At 64.3% G+C, this 19,353-nt stretch carries 16 protein-coding genes and 1 pseudogene; 13 read left to right on the plus strand and 4 right to left on the minus strand.

Translation table 11 applies throughout. The features are described from left to right. Positions 1–11: 11 nt before the first annotated feature. The 6 genes from TO66_RS20010 to TO66_RS20035 all read left to right on the plus strand — a co-directional run bounded on the left by TO66_RS20010 (position 12) and on the right by TO66_RS20035 (position 11,554). Positions 12–2,288, plus strand: a complete 2,277-nt coding sequence (locus TO66_RS20010) for an EAL domain-containing protein (RefSeq protein ID WP_044463891.1) — start codon at positions 12–14, stop codon at positions 2,286–2,288. Next, positions 2,285–4,153, plus strand: a complete 1,869-nt coding sequence (locus TO66_RS20015) for a GGDEF and EAL domain-containing protein (RefSeq protein WP_044463892.1) — start codon at positions 2,285–2,287, stop codon at positions 4,151–4,153. Before TO66_RS20010 ends, TO66_RS20015 begins: the two co-directional genes overlap by 4 nt. Before the next feature lie 26 nt (positions 4,154–4,179). Further along, the gene (locus TO66_RS20020; protein ID WP_044463893.1) at positions 4,180–5,133 is read left to right on the plus strand and encodes a cytochrome-c peroxidase; all 954 of its coding nucleotides are present in this window, start codon (positions 4,180–4,182) and stop codon (positions 5,131–5,133) included. Beyond that, on the plus strand, positions 5,130–6,941 hold the full coding sequence (locus tag TO66_RS20025) for a DAHL domain-containing protein (protein ID WP_044463894.1): 1,812 nt from the start codon (positions 5,130–5,132) through the stop codon (positions 6,939–6,941). The genes TO66_RS20020 and TO66_RS20025 overlap by 4 nt, the downstream gene beginning before the upstream one ends. Beyond that, positions 6,938–8,344 carry an ATP-binding protein gene (locus tag TO66_RS20030; protein ID WP_044463895.1) on the plus strand — a complete coding sequence of 469 codons (1,407 nt, stop codon included), beginning with the start codon at positions 6,938–6,940 and terminating at the stop codon, positions 8,342–8,344. Before TO66_RS20025 ends, TO66_RS20030 begins: the two co-directional genes overlap by 4 nt. A gap of 1,026 nt (positions 8,345–9,370) precedes the next feature. Beyond that, positions 9,371–11,554 carry a TonB-dependent siderophore receptor gene (locus TO66_RS20035; protein ID WP_044463896.1) on the plus strand — a complete coding sequence of 728 codons (2,184 nt, stop codon included), beginning with the start codon at positions 9,371–9,373 and terminating at the stop codon, positions 11,552–11,554. Between the two features lie 11 nt (positions 11,555–11,565). Here TO66_RS20035 and TO66_RS20040 read toward each other — a convergent pair whose 3' ends face one another. The 3 genes and pseudogenes from TO66_RS20040 to TO66_RS20050 form a co-directional block, all read right to left on the minus strand. Then, positions 11,566–11,964: a hypothetical protein gene (locus TO66_RS20040; protein ID WP_044463897.1), complete on the minus strand. Its 399-nt coding sequence runs from the start codon at positions 11,962–11,964 to the stop codon at positions 11,566–11,568. A gap of 191 nt (positions 11,965–12,155) precedes the next feature. Further along, positions 12,156–13,801, minus strand: a pseudogene (gene mqo / locus TO66_RS20045) (malate dehydrogenase (quinone)). A gap of 663 nt (positions 13,802–14,464) precedes the next feature. After that, entirely contained in the window at positions 14,465–14,800 is a 336-nt protein-coding gene (locus TO66_RS20050; RefSeq protein ID WP_044463898.1) for a hypothetical protein, read from the minus strand. 287 nt (positions 14,801–15,087) lie between these two features. Here TO66_RS20050 and TO66_RS20055 point away from each other — a divergent pair, with 287 nt between their 5' ends. Then, positions 15,088–15,483 carry a GFA family protein gene (locus tag TO66_RS20055; protein ID WP_044463899.1) on the plus strand — a complete coding sequence of 132 codons (396 nt, stop codon included), beginning with the start codon at positions 15,088–15,090 and terminating at the stop codon, positions 15,481–15,483. 95 nt (positions 15,484–15,578) lie between these two features. Here the strand turns inward: TO66_RS20055 and TO66_RS20060 are convergent, their stop codons facing one another. Continuing rightward, entirely contained in the window at positions 15,579–15,827 is a 249-nt protein-coding gene (locus TO66_RS20060; protein ID WP_044463900.1) for a DUF1652 domain-containing protein, read from the minus strand. Positions 15,828–16,123: 296 nt separating this feature from the next. Here TO66_RS20060 and TO66_RS20065 point away from each other — a divergent pair, with 296 nt between their 5' ends. The 6 genes from TO66_RS20065 (at position 16,124) to TO66_RS20090 (ending at position 19,281) form a co-directional block, all read left to right on the plus strand. Beyond that, positions 16,124–16,828: a YoaK family protein gene (locus TO66_RS20065; RefSeq protein ID WP_044463901.1), complete on the plus strand. Its 705-nt coding sequence runs from the start codon at positions 16,124–16,126 to the stop codon at positions 16,826–16,828. Positions 16,829–16,893: 65 nt separating this feature from the next. Continuing rightward, positions 16,894–17,286, plus strand: a complete 393-nt coding sequence (tusD, locus tag TO66_RS20070; protein WP_044463902.1) for a sulfurtransferase complex subunit TusD — start codon at positions 16,894–16,896, stop codon at positions 17,284–17,286. A gap of 3 nt (positions 17,287–17,289) precedes the next feature. Further along, positions 17,290–17,652, plus strand: a complete 363-nt coding sequence (tusC, locus tag TO66_RS20075; RefSeq protein WP_044463903.1) for a sulfurtransferase complex subunit TusC — start codon at positions 17,290–17,292, stop codon at positions 17,650–17,652. Further along, positions 17,652–17,951 carry a sulfurtransferase complex subunit TusB gene (tusB, locus tag TO66_RS20080; RefSeq protein ID WP_044463904.1) on the plus strand — a complete coding sequence of 100 codons (300 nt, stop codon included), beginning with the start codon at positions 17,652–17,654 and terminating at the stop codon, positions 17,949–17,951. The genes tusC and tusB overlap by 1 nt, the downstream gene beginning before the upstream one ends. Further along, entirely contained in the window at positions 17,948–18,283 is a 336-nt protein-coding gene (locus TO66_RS20085; RefSeq protein ID WP_044463905.1) for a TusE/DsrC/DsvC family sulfur relay protein, read from the plus strand. Before tusB ends, TO66_RS20085 begins: the two co-directional genes overlap by 4 nt. Next, on the plus strand, positions 18,280–19,281 hold the full coding sequence (locus TO66_RS20090) for a glycosyl transferase family protein (protein WP_044463906.1): 1,002 nt from the start codon (positions 18,280–18,282) through the stop codon (positions 19,279–19,281). The genes TO66_RS20085 and TO66_RS20090 overlap by 4 nt, the downstream gene beginning before the upstream one ends. Positions 19,282–19,353: the final 72 nt, after the last annotated feature.

Here is a 19,353-nt window from a genome sequence, read left to right on the forward strand (position 1 = left end):
GGAGCCCGCCGATGAAATCCATGCCGGACCGGGCCAACCGGCGGATCCTGATCGTCGACGATACCGCGTCGATCCATGAGGATTTCCGCAAGATCCTCACGCACGCGCACGCCTCCGAGGATCGCCTCAGCGATGCCGAAACCGCGCTGTTCGGTGCCCCGGCCAGTGCCTCGCTGGAACATTTTTTCCTCGATTCGGCGTTCCAGGGCCAGGAGGCGCTGGGCATGGTGCAAGCCGCCCTGGACCGCGACCTGCCGTACGCCATGGCCTTTATCGACATGCGCATGCCGCCTGGCTGGGACGGCCTGGAAACCATCGAACGGCTGTGGCAGGTCGATCCCAAGCTGCAGATCGCCCTGTGCACCGCCTATTCCGACTACTCCTGGGAAGACATCGCCGAACGCCTGTCGCTGGGCGATCGCCTGCTGATCCTGAAAAAGCCCTTCGATGCCATCGAGATCCGCCAGATGGCCAGCACCCTGACCGTCAAATGGCAGATGACCGAAGAGGCGGCGCTGAAGATGGACCAGCTGGAGCAGGCGGTCGAGGAGCGCACCCGGGAACTGGCCGACGCCAACATCATCGTGCAGAACAGCCCCACCATTCTCTATCGCCTGCGGGGCGAGCCTTCGTTCACGCTGATGTACATCTCCCACAACATCACCAAGTTCGGCCATGTGGCGGCGCAACTGGTGGCCTCGGCCGACTGGGCGCAGACACTGATCCACCCCGACGACCAGGCCAAGGTCGAGAGCGCCATGCTCCGGGTCCTGGACCGCGATGTCGCCGGGGCGTCCATCGAGTTCCGCATGCGCACCGGCGACGGCGCCTTCCGCTGGGTGGAAAACCGCTATATCCCGGTGCGCAACCAGCAGGGCCAACTGGTCGAAGTCGAAGGCATCATCCTCGACATCACCGAGCGCAAGCTGGCCGAGGAAAAGATCGCGCAGATGGCGCGCACCGACAGCCTGACCGGCCTGGCCAACCGCGCCACGCTGATCGAACGCCTGCACCAGGCCTTCGCAGCCGCCCGCCGCGGGGCCGGGCGCTTCGCCATGTTCTATCTGGACCTGGACCACTTCAAGCGCATCAACGACACCCTGGGCCACCCCATCGGCGACTTGCTGCTGCAGGAAGTGGCCCGGCGCATCAGGTCCTGTACCCGGGAAAACGATGTGGTGGCGCGCCTGGGCGGCGACGAATTCGCGATCCTGCAGCTGGACGTCGAAGAAGCCACGCACTGCGCCGCCCTGGCGACAAAGATCCGCGACATCCTGGTGCAGCCCTACTCCCTGGACGGCAACGAGGTGCGCATTTCGGTGAGCATCGGCATCAGCCTCTACAGCCCGCACACCCTCAGCGCCGACAGCCTGATGGCGCAGTCGGACATGGCGCTGTACCGCTCCAAGGACAAGGGGCGTAACCAGTTCCATTTCCACAGCGAGGAAATCGACCAGGAAGTCACCGAGCGCGTGACCCTGGCCAATGACCTGAAACTGGCCCTGGAGCGCGATGAACTGCACCTGCACTACCTGCCGGAGGTCGACCTGGGCACCGGCCGGATCCTCGGCATGGCGACGCAGGTCCGCTGGCTGCACCCCCGGCGCGGCTGGCTGGAGGCCGAGGACTTCATGCCCGCCGCCGAGAAGACCGGCATCGTCATCGCCCTCGGTCGCTGGCTGCTGGACCAGGCCTGCCGGCAGATGCGCGCCTGGCGCGACCAGAACATGGCGCCGCCGCTGATCGCGATCCACCTGTCCCTGGTCCAGCTCAAGACCGGTCCGGAACTGATCTACGACGTGTTGCGCACCACCGCGCGCTGGGACCTGTGCCCCTGGGATCTGCGGTTCGACGTCACCGAGGGCACCCTGGCCCAGACCAAATGGACCCACAACGACATCCTGCCCAGGCTGTGCGAGCTGGGTGTGAAGATCGCCATCGACGATTTCGGCACCGAGTATTCTTCGTTCGATTACCTCAAGACCTATCGGGTCAACCACCTCAAGCTCGCCCAGCGCTTTATCGACAGCGCCAGCAGCGACCCCGAGAACGCCATGACCCTACGGGCCATTCTCAACTTCGCCCGCGAAGTGGGGATCGGCGTCACCGCCGAAGGCGTGGAAACCCAGGAGCAGCGCGTCACCCTGATCTCCAGCGGTACGCCGCTGGGCCACTCGCTCGGCACGGCGGTCAACAGCGACCAGGCGGGCGAGTTGCTCAAGGCCCGAGCCGCCGCCGTGGACAACCGCGCCTGGCCGGCGGATCCGACACAGGAGAACCTCAGGTGAACCCTCTGTCCGTGGCGCCTAACCGCAGGATCCTGATCGTCGACGACACCCCGGCGATTCATCAGGATTTCCGCAAGATTCTCGGGCCTCAGGACCAAGAGCCCCTGAGCAGCATCGAAACCTCCCTGTTCGGCAGCCACCAGGCCCCGGGCCAGCACTTCCAGCTGGACTCCGCCTACCAGGGCCAGGAAGCGGTGGAACTGGTCAAGCGCGCCCAGGCCGAGGGCCGGCCTTATGCCCTGGCGTTTCTCGACATGCGCATGCCGCCGGGCTGGGATGGCCTGCAGACCATCGAGCACCTGTGGAAGATCGACCCGCACCTGCAGATCGCCCTCTGCACGGCGTTTTCCGATTACTCATGGGAAGCCATGGCCGAACGCATCGAGTTCGGCGACCAACTGTTGATCCTGAAAAAGCCGTTCGACAGCCTGGAAATCCGCCAGATGGCCAGCGCACTGACCTGGAAATGGCAATTGACCCAGGATGCCGCGAGCAAGATGCGCTACCTGGAGCAGGCCATCGAGGAACGGGTGCAGGAACTGCTGAGCGTGTCGCAACTGTTGCACTACGATGTGCTCACCGGCTTGCCCAACAGCACGTTGCTGGGCGATCGCCTGACCCAGCATATGTCCCTGTCCCGCCGGCACGACCGGCAGGTGGCGGTGATGTTCATCGGCCTGGACCGGTTCAAACGCATCAACAACGCCCTCGGCCATCCGGCGGGCGACGAAATGCTCAAGCATGTCGCTCATGGCCTGGCGGCCACGGTGCGCGAAACCGATTCGGTGTTCCGCTACGGTTCGGACGAATTCGTGGTGATTCTCGGCGACATCCTGCACCCGCAGCAGACCCGGGGGGTGGCCGAGAAGCTGCTGGCCGCGGTCAACACCAGCCACTCCGTGGCGGGGCACGACCTGACCGTCACCGCCAGCCTGGGCATCAGCCTCTACCCCGACGACGGCTACGATGCCGTGACGCTGATCAAGAAGGCCGAGACGGCCATGCGCAACGTCAAGGACAACGGCCCCAACGACTTCAGCTTCTTCATCGAAGACATGAACCTGCGCGCCCGCCAGGCACAAACCCTGGAAACCGGCCTGCGCCTGGCCCTGCAACGCGAAGAGTTCGTCCTGCACTACCAACCCAAGCTGGATCTGGCGCACGGCACGGTAGTCGGCGCCGAGGCGCTGGTGCGCTGGCATCGGCCCGGCCATGGCTGGGTATTCCCCTCGGATTTCATCCCGGTGGCCGAAGACAGCGGCCTGATCGTCGCGCTCAGCCAGTGGGTGCTGCGCCACGCCTGCCTGCAAGCGCAGGCCTGGCAAGCCCAGGGCCTGCCGCCGATCAATATGTCGGTGAACGTTTCAGCCATAGACTTTCGGCAACGCGATTTCGTCGAGCGCCTTAGCCGTACCCTCAGCGAAACAGGGCTCGAGCCGAAGCTGCTGGAGCTGGAAATCACCGAAAGCGTGCTGATGCAGAATGTCGGCGCCACCATCGCCACGCTCAATGCCATCAAGCAACTGGGCGTGCGGCTGGCCATCGATGATTTCGGCACCGGCTACTCGAGCCTGAGCTACCTGCAGAAGTTTCCCGTGGATGTGCTGAAGATCGACCAATCGTTCGTGCGCGACCTGAGTACCGACAGCAACGACGCAAAACTGGTGAGCAGCATCATCGACCTGGGCAGAAGCCTGAACCTGAGCATCATCGCCGAAGGGGTGGAGACGCTCGAGCAACTGGATTTCCTCAAGCAGCACCAGTGCGAGGAAGGCCAGGGTTTCTACTTCAGCAAAGCCGTGGAGCCCGAGGTGTTCGCCCGTATCCTGGCCGACTCCCGACAACCCCCGCCCCCCCGTCCATGAGCTCGTGACAGGTAAGGAAACCGACCATGTCGTCACTCGCCGCACTCTTCTCGGCCGGCCTGCTGCTCGCTTCAAGCGCCACCGCCGCGCCCCTGGAAGGACCGCTCAAGCCCCTGCCGCCGGCACCGGCGCTGAATGGCAAACAGGTCGAACTGGGACGACGCTTGTTCAACGACCCGCGCCTGTCGGTGAACAACAGCCTGTCGTGCGCCAGTTGCCATCGCCTCGACCGCGGCGGCGCCGACACCTTGCCCCACTCCCTGGGCTTCGATGGCAAGCCCGTGGCGGTCAACACGCCGAGCGTGTTCAACACCAGCCTGAACTTTCGCCAGTTCTGGGACGGCCGGGTCGAAACCCTGGAGGACCAGGTGCACACCGTGGTGCAAAGCCCCACTGAAATGGGCAGCGACTGGGCGGCCGTGGTACAGCGCATCGCCGACGCCCCCGGCTACCGCGCCGACTTCGCCGCCGCTTACCCCGACGCCGTGACCCAGGCCAACATCCAGAACGCCCTGGCCAACTACGAGCGCACCCTGCTCAGCGCCAACTCGCGCTTCGACCAGTACCTGGCAGGCAACACCGAGATCCTCGACATCGAGGAAAAGTACGGTTACCAGCGCTTCCAGGATTACGGCTGCATCGCCTGTCACCAGGGGGTGAACATCGGCGGCAACATGTTTCAGAAATTCGGCGTGCTCGGCGATTACTTCAAGGCCCGGGGCAACCCCACCGAAGCCGACCAGGGGCGTTTCAACGTCACGGGCGAAGAGGACGACCGCTACGTGTTCAAGGTGCCGAGCCTGCGTAACGTCGCGGTTACCGCGCCGTATTTCCACGATGGCTCGCAAACCACCCTCGAAGGCGCCGTGGCGGTGATGTTCAAGTACCAGCTGGGGCGTACGCCGTCCGAGGAGGACAAACGCCTGATCGTCAAATTCCTCAAGACCCTGACCGGCGAATGGGAAGGCAAGCCCCTATGAAAGTCTCCAGTCGCGTGAGCATCCTGCTGCTGGCCGCCCTCGCTGTGCTGCTGGCTTCCGTCCTGGTGTTTCTCTATCTCAAGTCCCGCTCCGACCAGACGGCGAGCTATACCGAGTCCCGCGACCTGATCCGCCAGATCAAGCAGCAGGATGCGCAGTGGGAGAACGAGGTCCTCAAGGCCAGGGTGGCCATCACCCACAACTATGACCCGCTGGTGTCGCCCCTGAACGAGATGACGCACTTGTGGCAGGCCTTCGACTCGATGGAGGCACAGAAACAGCGCGACGCTTCGCCGATGTGGAGCAACGCCCACGACGGCTACCTGAATGCCATGAAGGAAAAGACCCGGCTGGTGGAACAGTTCAAGTCGCACAACTCGGTGCTGCGCAATTCCCTGGCGTTCCTGCCGACCGCCGAAGACGATATCCAGCAGCAACTGGCGCAACTGCCCGACGCCGACAAACTGCAGTTGCAGAATATCGCCACCGACACCTACGACCTGTTGCTCAGCAGCCTGGAGTTCGCCCAGGTCACCTCGGACGACAAGGCCGCGGACATCCTCGTGGGCCTGAACAAACTGAGCGTCAACAAGGAGCGCCTGCCCGAGGCGTTCCACGACCCGATCGACATTCTCAGCAATCACATCGAACTGATCCTGCGCGAGCAGCCCACGGTCAACCGCCTGCTCGAGGAAATCGAAGTGGTGCCGGTCGACGAGCGCCTGGACGACATCACCGTCCTGCTCGACCGCGACCAGCAACAGGCCGAAGCCATCAACCAGCGCTATCACTTTTACCTGCTGCTGTTCTCCACCCTCCTGGTGCTGCTGCTGATCTGGCTGGGTATCCGCCTGATTCGCAGCTTCGCCGAGATCAATCAGATGAACCGTGCCCTGGTGGTCGCCAACGACGAACTCGAGCAACGGGTCGAGGAACGTACGCGCCAGCTCAAGGACACCCAGAGCGAGCTGCTCGACACCGCCCGCCAGGCCGGCATGGCGGAAATCGCCACCAATGTCCTGCACAACGTGGGCAACGTGCTCAACAGCGTGAACATCTCCGCCGACCTGGTCAGCCGCAAGCTGCGCAACAGCAAGGCCCAGGGGCTGGGCAAGGCGATGCAGCTGATCAACGAACACCCCCATGACCTGGGGCGTTTTCTCACCGAGGACGAAAAAGGCAAGCTGCTGCCGGGCTACCTGAACCAGTTGGTCGACGCCATCGACCAGGAGCAACAGGGCATGGCCGAGGAGCTGACCCAGTTGAGCAAGAGCGTCGATCACATCAAGGACATCGTCGCCACCCAGCAATCCTATGCCGGCGCCAGCAGCGTGCTGGAGCCCCTGGCGGTCAGCGAACTGCTCGAAGACGCCCTGCGCATGAACTCCGGCGCCCTCACCCGCCACCACGTGACCGTGCTCAAGGAATATGCCGATGTGCCCCGGATCATGGGCGACAAGCACCGCCTGCTGCTGATCCTGATCAACCTGATCAGCAACGCCAAGTACGCCATGTCCGACCTGACCAACCAGGCGCGCAACATGACCCTGGCGGCGGCCGTGGTCGACGGCCAGACCCTGCAGATCAGCGTGCGCGACGAGGGCGAAGGCATCGCCCCGGAAAACATGACCCGCATCTTTGCCCACGGCTTCACGACCCGCAAGGAAGGCCATGGCTTCGGCCTGCACAGTTGCGCGCTGGCGGCCATGGAGATGAGCGGCCACTTGACGGCCCACAGCGATGGCCCGGGCAAGGGCGCGCTGTTCGTCCTGCAGATTCCCCTGATACTCGCCGAAGGTGAGCCATGAACAACCCGATAAACCGGCGCGTCCTGCTGATCGACGACACCCCCGCGATCCACGACGACTTCCGCAAGATCCTCACCCCCAAGACCGGTGACAGCGCCGACCTCGATGCGATGGAAAGCGCGCTGTTCGGCAGCGCGCCGAAAACCGCCGCCACGGTGTTCGAGCTGGACTCGGCCTACGGCGGCCAGGAAGGCCTGGGCAAGCTGCTGGACGCCGCCAGCAAGGACCTGCCCTACGCGCTGGCTTTCGTCGACATGCGTATGCCCGACGGCTGGGACGGCGCGCAGACCATCGAAGAACTGTGGAAGCACGACCCGCAGTTGCAGGTGGTGGTCTGCACCGCCTACTCCGACTATTCCTGGGACGAACTGCTCGAACGCCTCAACGGGCACGATCGCCTGCTGATTCTGAAAAAGCCGTTCGACAACATCGAAGTGCAGCAGATGGCCAACACCCTCACCACCAAGTGGGAAATGACCCAGCGCGCGCAATTGCAGATGAGCCAGCTGGAAGAGCGGGTGGAACAGCGCACCCTGGCGCTGACCCAGGCCAGCGCCGCGCTGCAGCGGGAGATCGACGAGCGCAAGCTGCTGGAAAGCCAACTGGTGCAATCGGAAAAGCTCGCCTCGCTGGGCCAGTTGGCCGCGGGGGTGGCCCACGAGATCAATAACCCGATCGGGTTCATTTCCTCCAACCTCGGCGCCCTGGACAACTACTTCAAGCGCCTGCAAGAGATGCTCGAAGCCTATGGCAACGCCGAGGCCGAGATCGGCGCCAGCGAGCGCCGCGGGCAATTGCAGCAACTGCGCACGGCCATCGAGCTGGACTTCCTCCTGGAAGACATTCCACTGCTGATCAAGGAGTCCAAGGACGGCATCGGCCGGGTCAGCCAGATCGTCAAGGACCTCAAGGACTTTTCCCGGGTGGATTCGACCCAGGAATGGCAGTGGGCGAACCTGCAACAGGGCATCGACTCGACGCTGAACATCGTTGCCGCCGAAATCAAGTACAAGGCCGACGTGGTCAAGGAGTACAGCGAGCTGCCGGAAGTCGAGTGCCTGCCGTCGCAGATCAATCAGGTGGTGATGAACCTGATCGTCAATGCCGCCCAGGCCATGGGTGAGGAACGCGGTACCATCACCCTGCGCGACGGCAGCGACGGCGAGCATGTCTGGATCGAGGTCGCCGACAACGGTTCGGGCATTGCGCCGGACAGCCTGCAGAAAATCTTCGACCCGTTCTTCACCACCAAGCCGGTCGGCCAGGGCACCGGGCTCGGGCTGTCGTTGTCCTACGGCATCGTGAAGAAACACCGCGGCGACATCTCGGTCCGCAGCGAGCTCGGGGTCGGCACCACCTTCCGGGTCGAACTTCCGGTGCACCAGAGCAGAAAGGCCGGCTGACCTCACCCCGCCTCCGTAGGAGCCAGGCTTGCCGGCGATCCAGGCAACGCGATGAACCAGGCCCGCCGCCATCGCGGGCAAGCCTCGCTCCTACATCCCGCGATGACAGCACCTCCCCGTAGGAGCCAGGCTTGCCGGCGATCCAGGCAACGCGGTGAACCAGGCCCGCCGCCATCGCGGGCAAGCCTCGCTCCTACATCCCGCGATGACAGCAGCGCTCCCGTAGGAGCCAGGCTTGCCGGCGATCCAGGCAACGCGGTGAACCAGGCCCGCCGCCATCGCGGGCAAGCCTCGCTCCTACACCCCGCGATGGCAGCACCTCCCCGTAGGAGCCAGGCTTGCCGGCGATCCAGGCAACGCGGTGGACCAGGCCCGCCGCCATCGCGGGCAAGCCTCGCTCCTACATCCCGCGATGACAGCAGCGCTTCCGTAGGAGCCAGGCTTGCCGGCGATCCGGGCAACGCGGTGGACCAGGCCCGCCGCCATCACGGGCAAGCCTCGCTCCTACATCCCGCGATGACAGCACCTCCCCGTAGGAGCCAGGCTTGCCGGCGATCCAGGCAACGCGGTGAACCAGGCCCGCCGCCATCGCGGGCAAGCCTCGCTCCTACATCCCGCGATGACAGGAGCGCTTCCGTAGGAGCCAGGCTTGCCGGCGATCCAGGCTACGCGGTGAACCAGGCCCGCCGCCATCGCGGGCAAGCCTCGCTCCTACATCCCGCGATGACAGGAGCGCTTCCGTAGGAGCCAGGCTTGCCGGCGATCCAGGCTACGCGGTGAACCAGGCCCGCCGCCATCGCGGGCAAGCCTGGCGCCTACAGAACGGCATGCTGCGCGCCCAATCTCTTGTATGATGCCGCGCTTCAAGAATGGGTCGCGGATTTCGTCTTGCCAATGACCGTCGGAGCAAATCCGGCCGGACGCCTTCAGGGCACACAGCGCTTTCCCGTCTTACACAGCAGGCTCTTTCCCCAGCACCAGCCCCCTCGTGCCTGCCCCGGGATCGCAGTCGTCGAGGAGCTTTTCATGCATACGTCTTACCGGGCTTCCCGCCAGGGACTGCCCGCCCCACGGTTCGCGCGCAATCTGCTGGGCCTGCTGCTGGCCGGCGCCACGCCTGCGACCCAGGCCGCCGAAACGCTACTGCCGGCACTCACCGTGAGCGGCGACGACTACTCCGGCTATCAGGCCGACAGCGCCGCGGTCGGCGGCTTCGAGGCCGCACCGCTGCTTGACACGCCCGCCTCGATCGCCGTGTTCAACGAGGCCCTGATCAAGGACCAGCAGGCGCGCCTGCTCAGCGAGGTGCTGAAGAACGACGCCTCGGTGGGCGAAAGCTATGCACCGGTCGGCTACTACGAAAACTTCATGCTGCGCGGCTTTTCGCTGAACGCCGCCAACAGCTATCGGATCAATGGCCGCAGTATCGCCGGCGAGCAGAATGTCGGCCTGGAGAACAAGCAGCAGGTGGAAGTGCTCAAAGGCCTTTCCGGCCTGCAGAGCGGGATCAGCGAGCCCGGCGGGCTGATCAACTACGTGACCAAGCGCCCCACCGACGTGCGTTCGGTGACGGTCGCCACCGACGATCGCGGCAGCGGCTACCTGGCCACCGATGTCGGCGGCTGGTTCGGCAGCGAGCAACAGTTCGGGCTGCGCGCCAACCTGGCTCACGAAGACATCCACTCCTATGTCGAGCACGCCAACGGCCAGCGCGATTTCGCCGCCCTGGCCTTCGACTGGAACATCAGCCCCGACGCCCTGCTGCAACTGGACGTCGAGTACCAGACCCGGGAACAGCGTTCGGCCCCGGGTTATCAATTGCTCGGCGGCAGCGAACTGCCACACCACGCCTCGCCGAAGAAGCTGCTGGCGCACCAGAGCGGCTCGAAACCAGTCAGCAGCGAAGCCTTGAACCTTAACGGCAGCTTCGAATACCGCTTCGACGACCAATGGAAAGGCACCTTCAGCGCCTCGCGCAGCCGGGTGGTGATCGACGACTACAGCTCGTTCGCCTGGGGCTGCTACGGTGCCGCCAGTTGTGCCGGTACGACAGTGCCCAACCATTTCAGCCCCGAAGGCGACTATGACCTCTACGACTTCCGCAGCCCGGACGACACCCGGCGCAACGACGAAGCGCAGGCGATGCTCAGCGGCAACTTCGCGGCCGGCGGGCTGGATCACGAACTCAACGTCGGCACCAGCGCCTTGCGCCGTGTGGTGGACAAGCGCGATGCCATCAACCAGATGATCGGCAGCGCCAATATCAACGGCGAACCGGCGGACTTCCCCCGCTACGACGGGCCGCTCAACGATTCCTACCGGCACCTGGACAGCCGCCAGTACGGACTGTTCATCAATGACCGGATCAGCTTCAACGAACACTGGCAGACGGTGCTCGGCGCGCGCGAGGTGCGCCTGGACGAAAAGACCTTCGACAGCCAGGGCGACACCCGCCGCCACACCCAGCGGTACGTGTTCCTGCCCCAGGCCGCGCTGATCTACAAGCCGATCGAAAACCTGGCGCTCTACACCCGCTACAGCAAGGGCCTGTCGCTGGGCGGCGAAGCGCCATGGTTCGCCAGCAATGCCTTCGACATCCTCGCCCCCACCGTATCGCGGCAGATCGAGGCCGGCATCAAGTACGACTGGCAACGCATCAGCCTGGCTGCGGCGCTGTTCCAGATCCGCCAGGCCTACCAGTATTCCCGGCCGAACGAAGACGGCTCGTTCACCTACACCCAGCAAGGCGAGCAGAAGAACACCGGGCTGGAACTGTCGGCCAACGGCTGGGCCACCCAGCGCCTGCAGCTATCGGCCAGCGTGGCGGCGATCCGTGCGCGGGTCAGCGGCAGCGATACCCCGGCGTATGAGGGCCACCAGGCGCTGAACGTGCCGACGCTGCGCGCCAGCCTCCATGGCGACTACGCCCTGCCCTGGCTCGACGGCCTGGCGCTGCTCGGCGGGGTGCAATACAGCGGCAGCAAGTACGCCAACCGCCAGGGCGAAGTGCGAACCGGCAGCTACGCCGTGTTCAATATCGGCAGCCGCTACAGCACCCGCATCGACGGTTACGACACGGTGTTCCGGCTGACCGTGGACAACCTGTTCGACAAGCGCTACTGGCGCGACGCCGGCGACTACATGGGCGATGGCTACCTGTTCCAGGGCCCGCCCCTGACGGCGCGGCTGAGTGCCTCGATCAACTTCTGACACCCCTATGCCTATTGGAAGGCGTCGACCACTACATCGAAGATCATCTGGTTCGACGTCCTGACCAGCAGCAGGTCGGAGCCGGCCCGCCACCATTGGTAGCCTTCATAGCGCGGCAGTTGCCGGAGCAGCCTGGGGCTCAGTGGCCGGGACTGCTGCGCTGGCAGGGTGCGACCGCGGCGGATGCCCTGCCGGAGGTCCGGCGCCAGTGCCGCGGCCGGGCGCCAATCCCGCTTCGAGTCTTGCAGCAGGTTTTTCACCTGGTAGTAATTGACCACCGGCAGGCGCTCCCAATTCGCGTGGTCGTTGGAATATGGGACAGTGGCCTGGATCTCGGGCGCCGCACCGCAAACCGGCGGTAACGCCAGCAGAATCGAGACGATCGGGATTGCAAAGCCTGCTCTGAGCATCGCCTTCTCCAGGCATCGTGGCGTCGAAGCTTATGGAAAGGCATTTCCCGGCAATAGTTCCCGCACTGGCCGGCATCGCGATGTCCAGGCAAACAAAAACGCCGCTCCCGAGGGGAGCGGCGTTTGTTGTTTCGACCCGGGCCATGCAACGGGCCCCGGCCTGGGCTGCACCGCAAGGGCGCAGCCGGGTGTTACAGAGCCATGTCAGTCGACGCGTTGCTGGCTGGCGCCTTTGGCGCTTCGGCCGCAGGTTGCGCTGGCGCGGCGGCGTTACCGATGGCGGGTGGTGGGGTCAGTTGCAGGGTTTCTGCGGTATAGGCCCACTCTTTCGCGACGCGCTCAGGGCTGCCGTTGAGCTGGGTGCCGTAGCTCGGCACGATCTGGTGCAGCTTTTCCTGCCAGGCCGGGGTCGCGACCTTGTCCTTGAACACCTTCTCCAGCACGCTCAGCATGATCGGCGCGGCAGTCGAAGCACCCGGCGAAGCGCCCAGCAGGCCGGCAATGCTGCCGTCCTGGGCGGCAACGATCTCGGTGCCCAGTTTCAGGACGCCGCCCTGCTGCTCATCGCGCTTGATGATCTGCACGCGCTGGCCGGCCTGCCACAGACGCCAGTCTTCAGCCTTGGCGTTGGGGAAGTACTCTTTCAGGGCGTTAAGGCGGTCTTCATCCGACAGCATCAGCTGGCCGGCAAGGTACTCGACCAGCGGGTATTCCTTGATGCCGACCTTGGTCATGGGCCAGATGTTGTGAGTGGTGGTGCTGGTCAGCAGGTCGAAGTACGAACCTTCCTTGAGGAACTTGGTGGAGAAGGTCGCGAACGGGCCAAACAGGATCACGCGCTTGCCGTCCAGCACGCGGGTGTCCAGGTGCGGAACCGACATCGGCGGCGCGCCGACCGATGCCTTGCCGTAGGCCTTCGCCAGGTGCTGCTCGGCGATCGATGGGTTCTCGGTCACCAGGAACGAACCGCCCACAGGGAAGCCGGCATATTCCTTGGCTTCGGGGATGCCCGACTTCTGCAGCAGGTGCAGGGCACCGCCGCCGGCGCCGATGAACACGAACTTGGCATCGGTCTGGGTTCGGTACCGTCTTTCAGGTTCTTGTACACCACGCGCCACGAGCCATCGTCGTTACGCTTGATGTCTTCCACTTCGCTGGACAGCTTCAGCGAGAAGTTCGGCTGGGCTTTCAAGTGGCCGACGAACTGGCGGGTGATCTCGCCGAAGTTCACGTCGGTGCCGATCGGCGACCAGGTGGCGGCGATCTTCTGCTTCGGATCGCGCCCTTCCATCATCAGCGGGACCCACTTCTTGATCTGCTCCGGGTCTTCGGAGTACTGCATGCCGGCGAACAGCGGGCTCGCCTGCAGCGCTTCGTAGCGCTTCTTGAGGAACTTGATGTTGTCGTCGCCCCACACGAAGCTCATGTGCGGCGTGGAGTTGATGAACGAACGCGGGTTCTTCAGCACATCGTTCTTGACCTGCCACGACCAGAACTGGCGGGAAATCTGGAACGCTTCGTTGATCTCGATCGCCTTGGCGATCTCGACCTTGCCGTCCTTGTTTTCCGGGGTGTAGTTCAGTTCCGCCAGGGCGGAGTGACCGGTACCGGCGTTGTTCCAGCCGTTCGAGCTTTCTTCGGCGACGCCGTCGAGACGCTCGACCATTTCCATCGACCAGCCCGGCTCCAGCTCATTGAGCCAGATACCCAGGGTCGAACTCATGATGCCGCCACCGATGAGCAGCACATCCACTTTCTTGGTCTCGGCGGCGTACGCGGAGCTGAGCCCCATCGTCATCGCCAAGCCCAGCAGGGCCGTGTTCACTTTTTTCAACATACAGTAGTTCCTACGATAGAACGCCATCCGCCCCCCATTCCCGATCATGAGCTGCCCAGGCACCGCCGGGGGTCCCTGTACTCGGAAGAACTGAAGGGTGGGCACACAAAGCCGACATGACACTATCGACCTCAGTTTATATGTCGCTCCTGCGCTGACTTCTTATTCGTGTTGGCTTCAGCTACTTGAGTGACACGCTTTTGTTGGGACGCTCGCGGACGGCATCAGTCGATGGTCCGGTGCGCCCGCTAAAACCACATTCCCACAGAGAGACTAGTCGGGTGTAACCAAAGGAGTGAATAAACAGCACCCGGTATTACGATCGGCCTGTAGCCGCCGCTCCTGCGCTCGCCACCTGACAGCAGCGAGAAGATAGGCATGACCCACAGAGATCGCCCCCAACCCTGGCAGCCCTGCTGGTGAAAGCGAAATGGCCAGCATGGGTGGTGGCTAACGCGCCATTGTCCACGGGACGGCCAAAGCCGTCAAAAAAACTGTCAGATTTGTCCTGTTTTTATGCAGAAAAGTACCTTGATGATTCAAGAACTTACCTGGCTCAAGACGAGCGCCGGACATCCCGACCCATCGCGCGGGCATAAAAAAGCCCCGGAGACCCAGGGCTTCAGCTACAGCGCCGACCTTCATGAAGTGGCTCTGGACCGCCTACAGGCAATCCTGCACCACCTTTTTCAAGCTCCCGGACTTGGCCCAGGGAGTGCCCTGGTAGAGCGATACCAGGCTGCCATTCTTCGATTTCACCACTTCCACGATTTCATCCGAGGCCAGGCTGCCGGGGGCGGTAATCCGGTAACCATTGGAGATATCGGTCTGGGTGGTCCGGGACGTCTCGCGCTGCCAGGCCGGCAGTACGCACTGGGCATAGTCCTTGGGCGTCTTGCTGGTGATTTCGCTGACATTCGGCTTGCCCGGTGCCAGCGCCGTGGGCAACGAACAACCGGCCAGCAGTCCCATCAGCGACGCTCCGAGCCAAACTCGCATAGTGTTTCCTCATCCTTAAATAATCGACAAATGTATCATTTACCGGTGCCGCCAGTTAATGACCGGGGGTTGGACAGCGGCGCCGGGCAATATCTCCCTGCGCCGCCAATCATCGCCGCGTCGCTGTCAAAAAAACGTTAAGCCCGTCACGCCCTGGTCAAGCGAGGGCCGAGGCTCCGGCCCTGTCGATTGGCGGAAAACTCCCGCAGCCTGTCGTTTCCGAACCTTCCCGGGCCTGTGGCGCGCCGGTAGCGTGGTGCCCCTACCCAGCATTCGGAAAGAAAACCATGATCCATCGAGGAAGTTGCCTGTGCGGCGGGGTTCGTTACGAAATCGCGGGAGCCTTGACGGATGTCCTGAACTGCCATTGCTCCATGTGCCGCAAACTGCATGCCGCGGCCTTTCGCACGCGCGCCAAGGTCAGGACCGCAGATTGGAAAACCTTGTGCGGGGAACACCTGCTGTCGTTTTATGAATCGTCGCCCGGCGAGTGGAAGAGCTTCTGTTCGGTCTGCGGTTCCAGCCTGTTCACCCGGTTCGACGCCGATCCCCAGGTACTCGGATTTCCCTTGGGCACCCTGGACACCGATCCACAGGTCAGCGCCAGCCGGCATGTCTTTGTCGCCAGCAAAGCGCCCTGGTTCACCATTACCGATGCCCTGCCCAGGCACGAAACCTATTGATGGCAGGCGGCTCACCCCGCCAATGGATGGGGGGATGGCCAGTATCGAGAAGACCGAGATTCGTTACCGCTGCGCCGGGACGAACAGTGCGACACCTAGAACCCGCCCGCGAATGCCCGGCGCCCGGCCCTGATTTCCGTTCGCAGCTCCGCAACGAAATTGGCCGCCGCCCGGACACTGGTCAGGTCTTCGGTCGACACACCGGTCAGCAACAGCTCGACCCGCCCGCTTCGCGGTTCGAACACCCTGATTGCCAGGGATCCGTCGGCGTTGACGGTGCAACTGCAGGACAGCGGCAGGAACGCGGTTTCCAGGATCTGGCGAAGCTCGCTCACCGAGAGCATGAGGGATTCCTCCTTGACGGCCACGTGCAAATGGCCCGTTGAGAATAGGTCACAATGGCACCCCCCATACCCAGGCATTCGCTGGAAAGTGTTACCCAGTGCTCATTTTGCCGGGGCGATCCGCTCAACGGCACAGGCCGATCGCCCATGACCCTTAGTCGCGGCGGCGGCGCCGAGCGTCTTTTGACGCTGGGATGGCCAGGCGCTATGGTCGCAGGGCTTGCCTGCCGTCCTGCCCGAAGCGCTGCCCCCTTCGTTCAGAGTCAAGGAACCACCGTCCCGATGAGCCAACCCTGATGCTGCCCTCTTCCCCCCACTCTCTTGGCAACCCGCGCCTGTTGCGCCGCCAGCGCTGGCAGGGCCGTATCGGCCTGTGCCTGGTCGCCAGCCTGTCCGTACTGGCCGGCATGACCGACGCCATCGGCTTCATGGCCACCGGCGACTTCGTCTCCTTCATGAGCGGCAACACCACACGCCTGGCCGTGGCCATCAGCGACGCCGACCTGGCCCTGGTCCTGCACCTGGTGCTGCTGGTACTCACCTTCATCGCCGGCAACGCCCTGGGCATCGTCATCAGCCGCCTGGGCCGGCGCCGAGCCCTGCCGCTACTGCTGTGTATCGCCGTGCTGCTGGGCGTGGCCGCCGCCTGGCCTTTCGCGGAGCGCCTGCCTGCGTTGCTGGCGGCGATCGTCGCCATGGGCATGCTCAACGCGGCCGTCGAGGAAGTGAACGGGCTGCCCGTGGGCCTGACCTATGTCACCGGCGCCCTGTCGCGTTTTGGCCGGGGCCTGGGACGCTGGCTGCTGGGCGAACGGCGCAACGGCTGGCGCGTGCAGCTGGTGCCCTGGACCGGCATGTTCGCCGGGGCCGTGCTGGGCGCCATCCTGGAGCACCATTTCGGCCTCAAGGCGCTGTTCGCCAGCGCGCTGCTGTCCGCGACGCTGGGGCTGCTGTCGCTGAAGATCCCCCATCGCTGGCAACTGGGCTACACGCCACGCTAAAGCCACTTCGCCGGGCCCGGCATAAAGCTTTATCATGGCCGCCTGGTTTGCAGACAGAGTGCTTCATGAAGTTCGCCATTGCCCTTTTCTCCGCCCCTCATGCGCCGTCCTCGCGCCGTGCCCTGGCCTTTGCCCAGGCAGCGCTGGCCGGCGGCCATGAGATCGTGCGGCTGTTTTTCTACCAGGATGGCGTGTACAGCGCATCGGACAACATCGTCACCCCGCAGGACGAGCTGGACTTGCCCGCCCAGTGGCGGGCCTTTGTCAGCGAGCATCGGCTCGATGGCGTGGTGTGCATTGCCGCGGCCCTGCGCCGTGGGGTGCTGAACCCGGAAGAAGCCGCGCGCTATCAGCGCCCGGCCGTCAACCTGAGCGCGCCCTGGGAACTGTCCGGGCTCGGCCAGTTGCATGATGCGATCCAGGCGGCCGATCGCCTGATCTGTTTCGGAGGGCCATAAGACATGGCGCAATCCCTGCTGATTATCAGCCGCCAGGCCCCCTGGTCCGGCCCTGCCGCCCGCGAAGCCCTGGATATCGTCCTGGCCGGCGGCGCCTTCGACCTGCCGATCGGCCTGCTGTTTCTCGACGACGGCGTGTTCCAACTGGCGCCCGGCCAGCAAGCGGCCGCCGTCCAGCAAAAGGACCTCGCTGCCAACCTGCAGGCCCTGTCGCTGTTCGGTGTCGAGCAACTGTTTGCCTGCGGCGCCAGCGTGGCGGAACGCGGCCTGGCCCCGGAGGCCCTGAACCTGGACGATGTGCAGGTCCTGGCGCCAGCCGAACTCGGCGCACTCATTGACCGTTTTGACCAAGTGATCACCCTCTGATGTCGACCTTGCATGTGCTGTCCCATTCGCCTTTCACCGACTCCCGGCTGGGCAGTTGCCTGCGCCTGCTGGGCCCACAGGACGCCATCCTGCTGTGTGGCGACGCCGTGTATGCCTTGCAGCCTGGCAGCGCACCGCTGGCGACCCTGCAGGCGCACGGCGAGGGGCTGAAGCTCTACGTGCTGGCCGAAGACCACCAGGCCCGCGGCCTGGAAGTGCCGGCCTGGGCCACGAGCGTCGATTACCCGGGGTTCGTCGAGTTGTCGATCCACTACGCCAAGGTCAACAGCTGGTTATGAATGCACTGACCGTCGGCGCGCGCGCCATCGCCCTGGACAAGGACGGCTACCTGGTGAACCTGGACGACTGGTCCGCCGAGGTGGCCGACGCCCTGGCTGCGGCGGAACAGCTGGAACTGACCCCCGAACACTGGGAAATCCTCGAGCTGCTGCGCGGCTTCTACCAGGAGTTCCAGCTCTCGCCCGCGACCCGTCCGCTGATCAAGTACACCGCCTTGAAGCTGGGCCCGGACAAGGGCAACAGCCTGCACCTGAACCGCCTGTTCAACGGCACTCCCGCCAAACTGGCCGCCAAGCTGGCGGGCCTGCCCAAGCCGACCAATTGCCTATGACCGACTTCGCCCCGCTGACCACCGAAACGCCCGCCGAACATCCTTTCGCGCAATTCGTGCGCATCCTCGGCAAAGGCAAACGCGGCGCCCGCAGCCTCACCCGCGAAGAAGCCCGGGAAGCCATGGGCATGCTGCTCGACGAGCAAGTCGAGGACACCCAGCTCGGCGCCTTCCTGATGCTGTTGCGGCACAAGGAGGAAAGCCCGGAGGAACTGGCCGGCTTTACCGAGGCCCTGCGCGAGCGCCTGCAGGCGCCGCCGATCCGGGTCGACCTGGACTGGCCCAGCTACGCCGGTAAAAAGCGCCACCTGCCCTGGTTCCTGCTGGCCGCCAAGTGCCTGGCGCAGAACGGCGTGCGCATCCTGCTGCATGGCGGTGGTGCCCACACGGCCGGCCGGCTGTACACCGAGCAATTGCTGGAACAGTTGCAGATCCCGCTGTGCCGCGACTGGCAGGCAGTCGGCAGCGCCCTGGACCGGGGCAACCTGGCCTTCATCCCGCTGGGCGACTGGGCGCCGCAACTGCAACGCATGATCGACTTGCGCAACACCCTGGGCCTGCGCTCGCCGATCCACTCGCTGGCGCGCATCCTCAATCCGCTGGGCGCGCGCTGCGGCCTGCAAAGCATCTTCCACCCCGGTTACCAGGGCGTACACCGCGACGCCAGCGGCCTGTTGGGCGACAACGTCATTGTGATCAAGGGCGATGGCGGCGAAATCGAGATCAATCCGGACAGCGCCAGCCATCTGTATGGCACCACCGGCGGCGTGAGCTGGGATGAGGAATGGCCGGCGCTGTCCGCCCAGCGCCATGTGAAACCGGCTTCCCTCGACCCGGCGCACCTGGCTGCCATCTGGCGTGGCGAGGTGCAGGACAGCTACCCGCAACTGGCCTTGATCGCCACCATGGCCCTGGCCCTGCGCGGGCTCGGCACACCGCGGGAGCAAGCGTTCGTGCAGGCCCAGGCCTACTGGGACGCACGGGACAGATCGATCTAGCCGATCATAACCGCCCGACTTTTGCGTAATTCGTTCGAACTCCTCGGCATAGACTGCACACCAATGCACATT

Origin of the sequence: Pseudomonas sp. MRSN 12121, from assembly GCF_000931465.1 — a bacterium.
In the GTDB taxonomy this organism is placed as follows: domain Bacteria; phylum Pseudomonadota; class Gammaproteobacteria; order Pseudomonadales; family Pseudomonadaceae; genus Aquipseudomonas.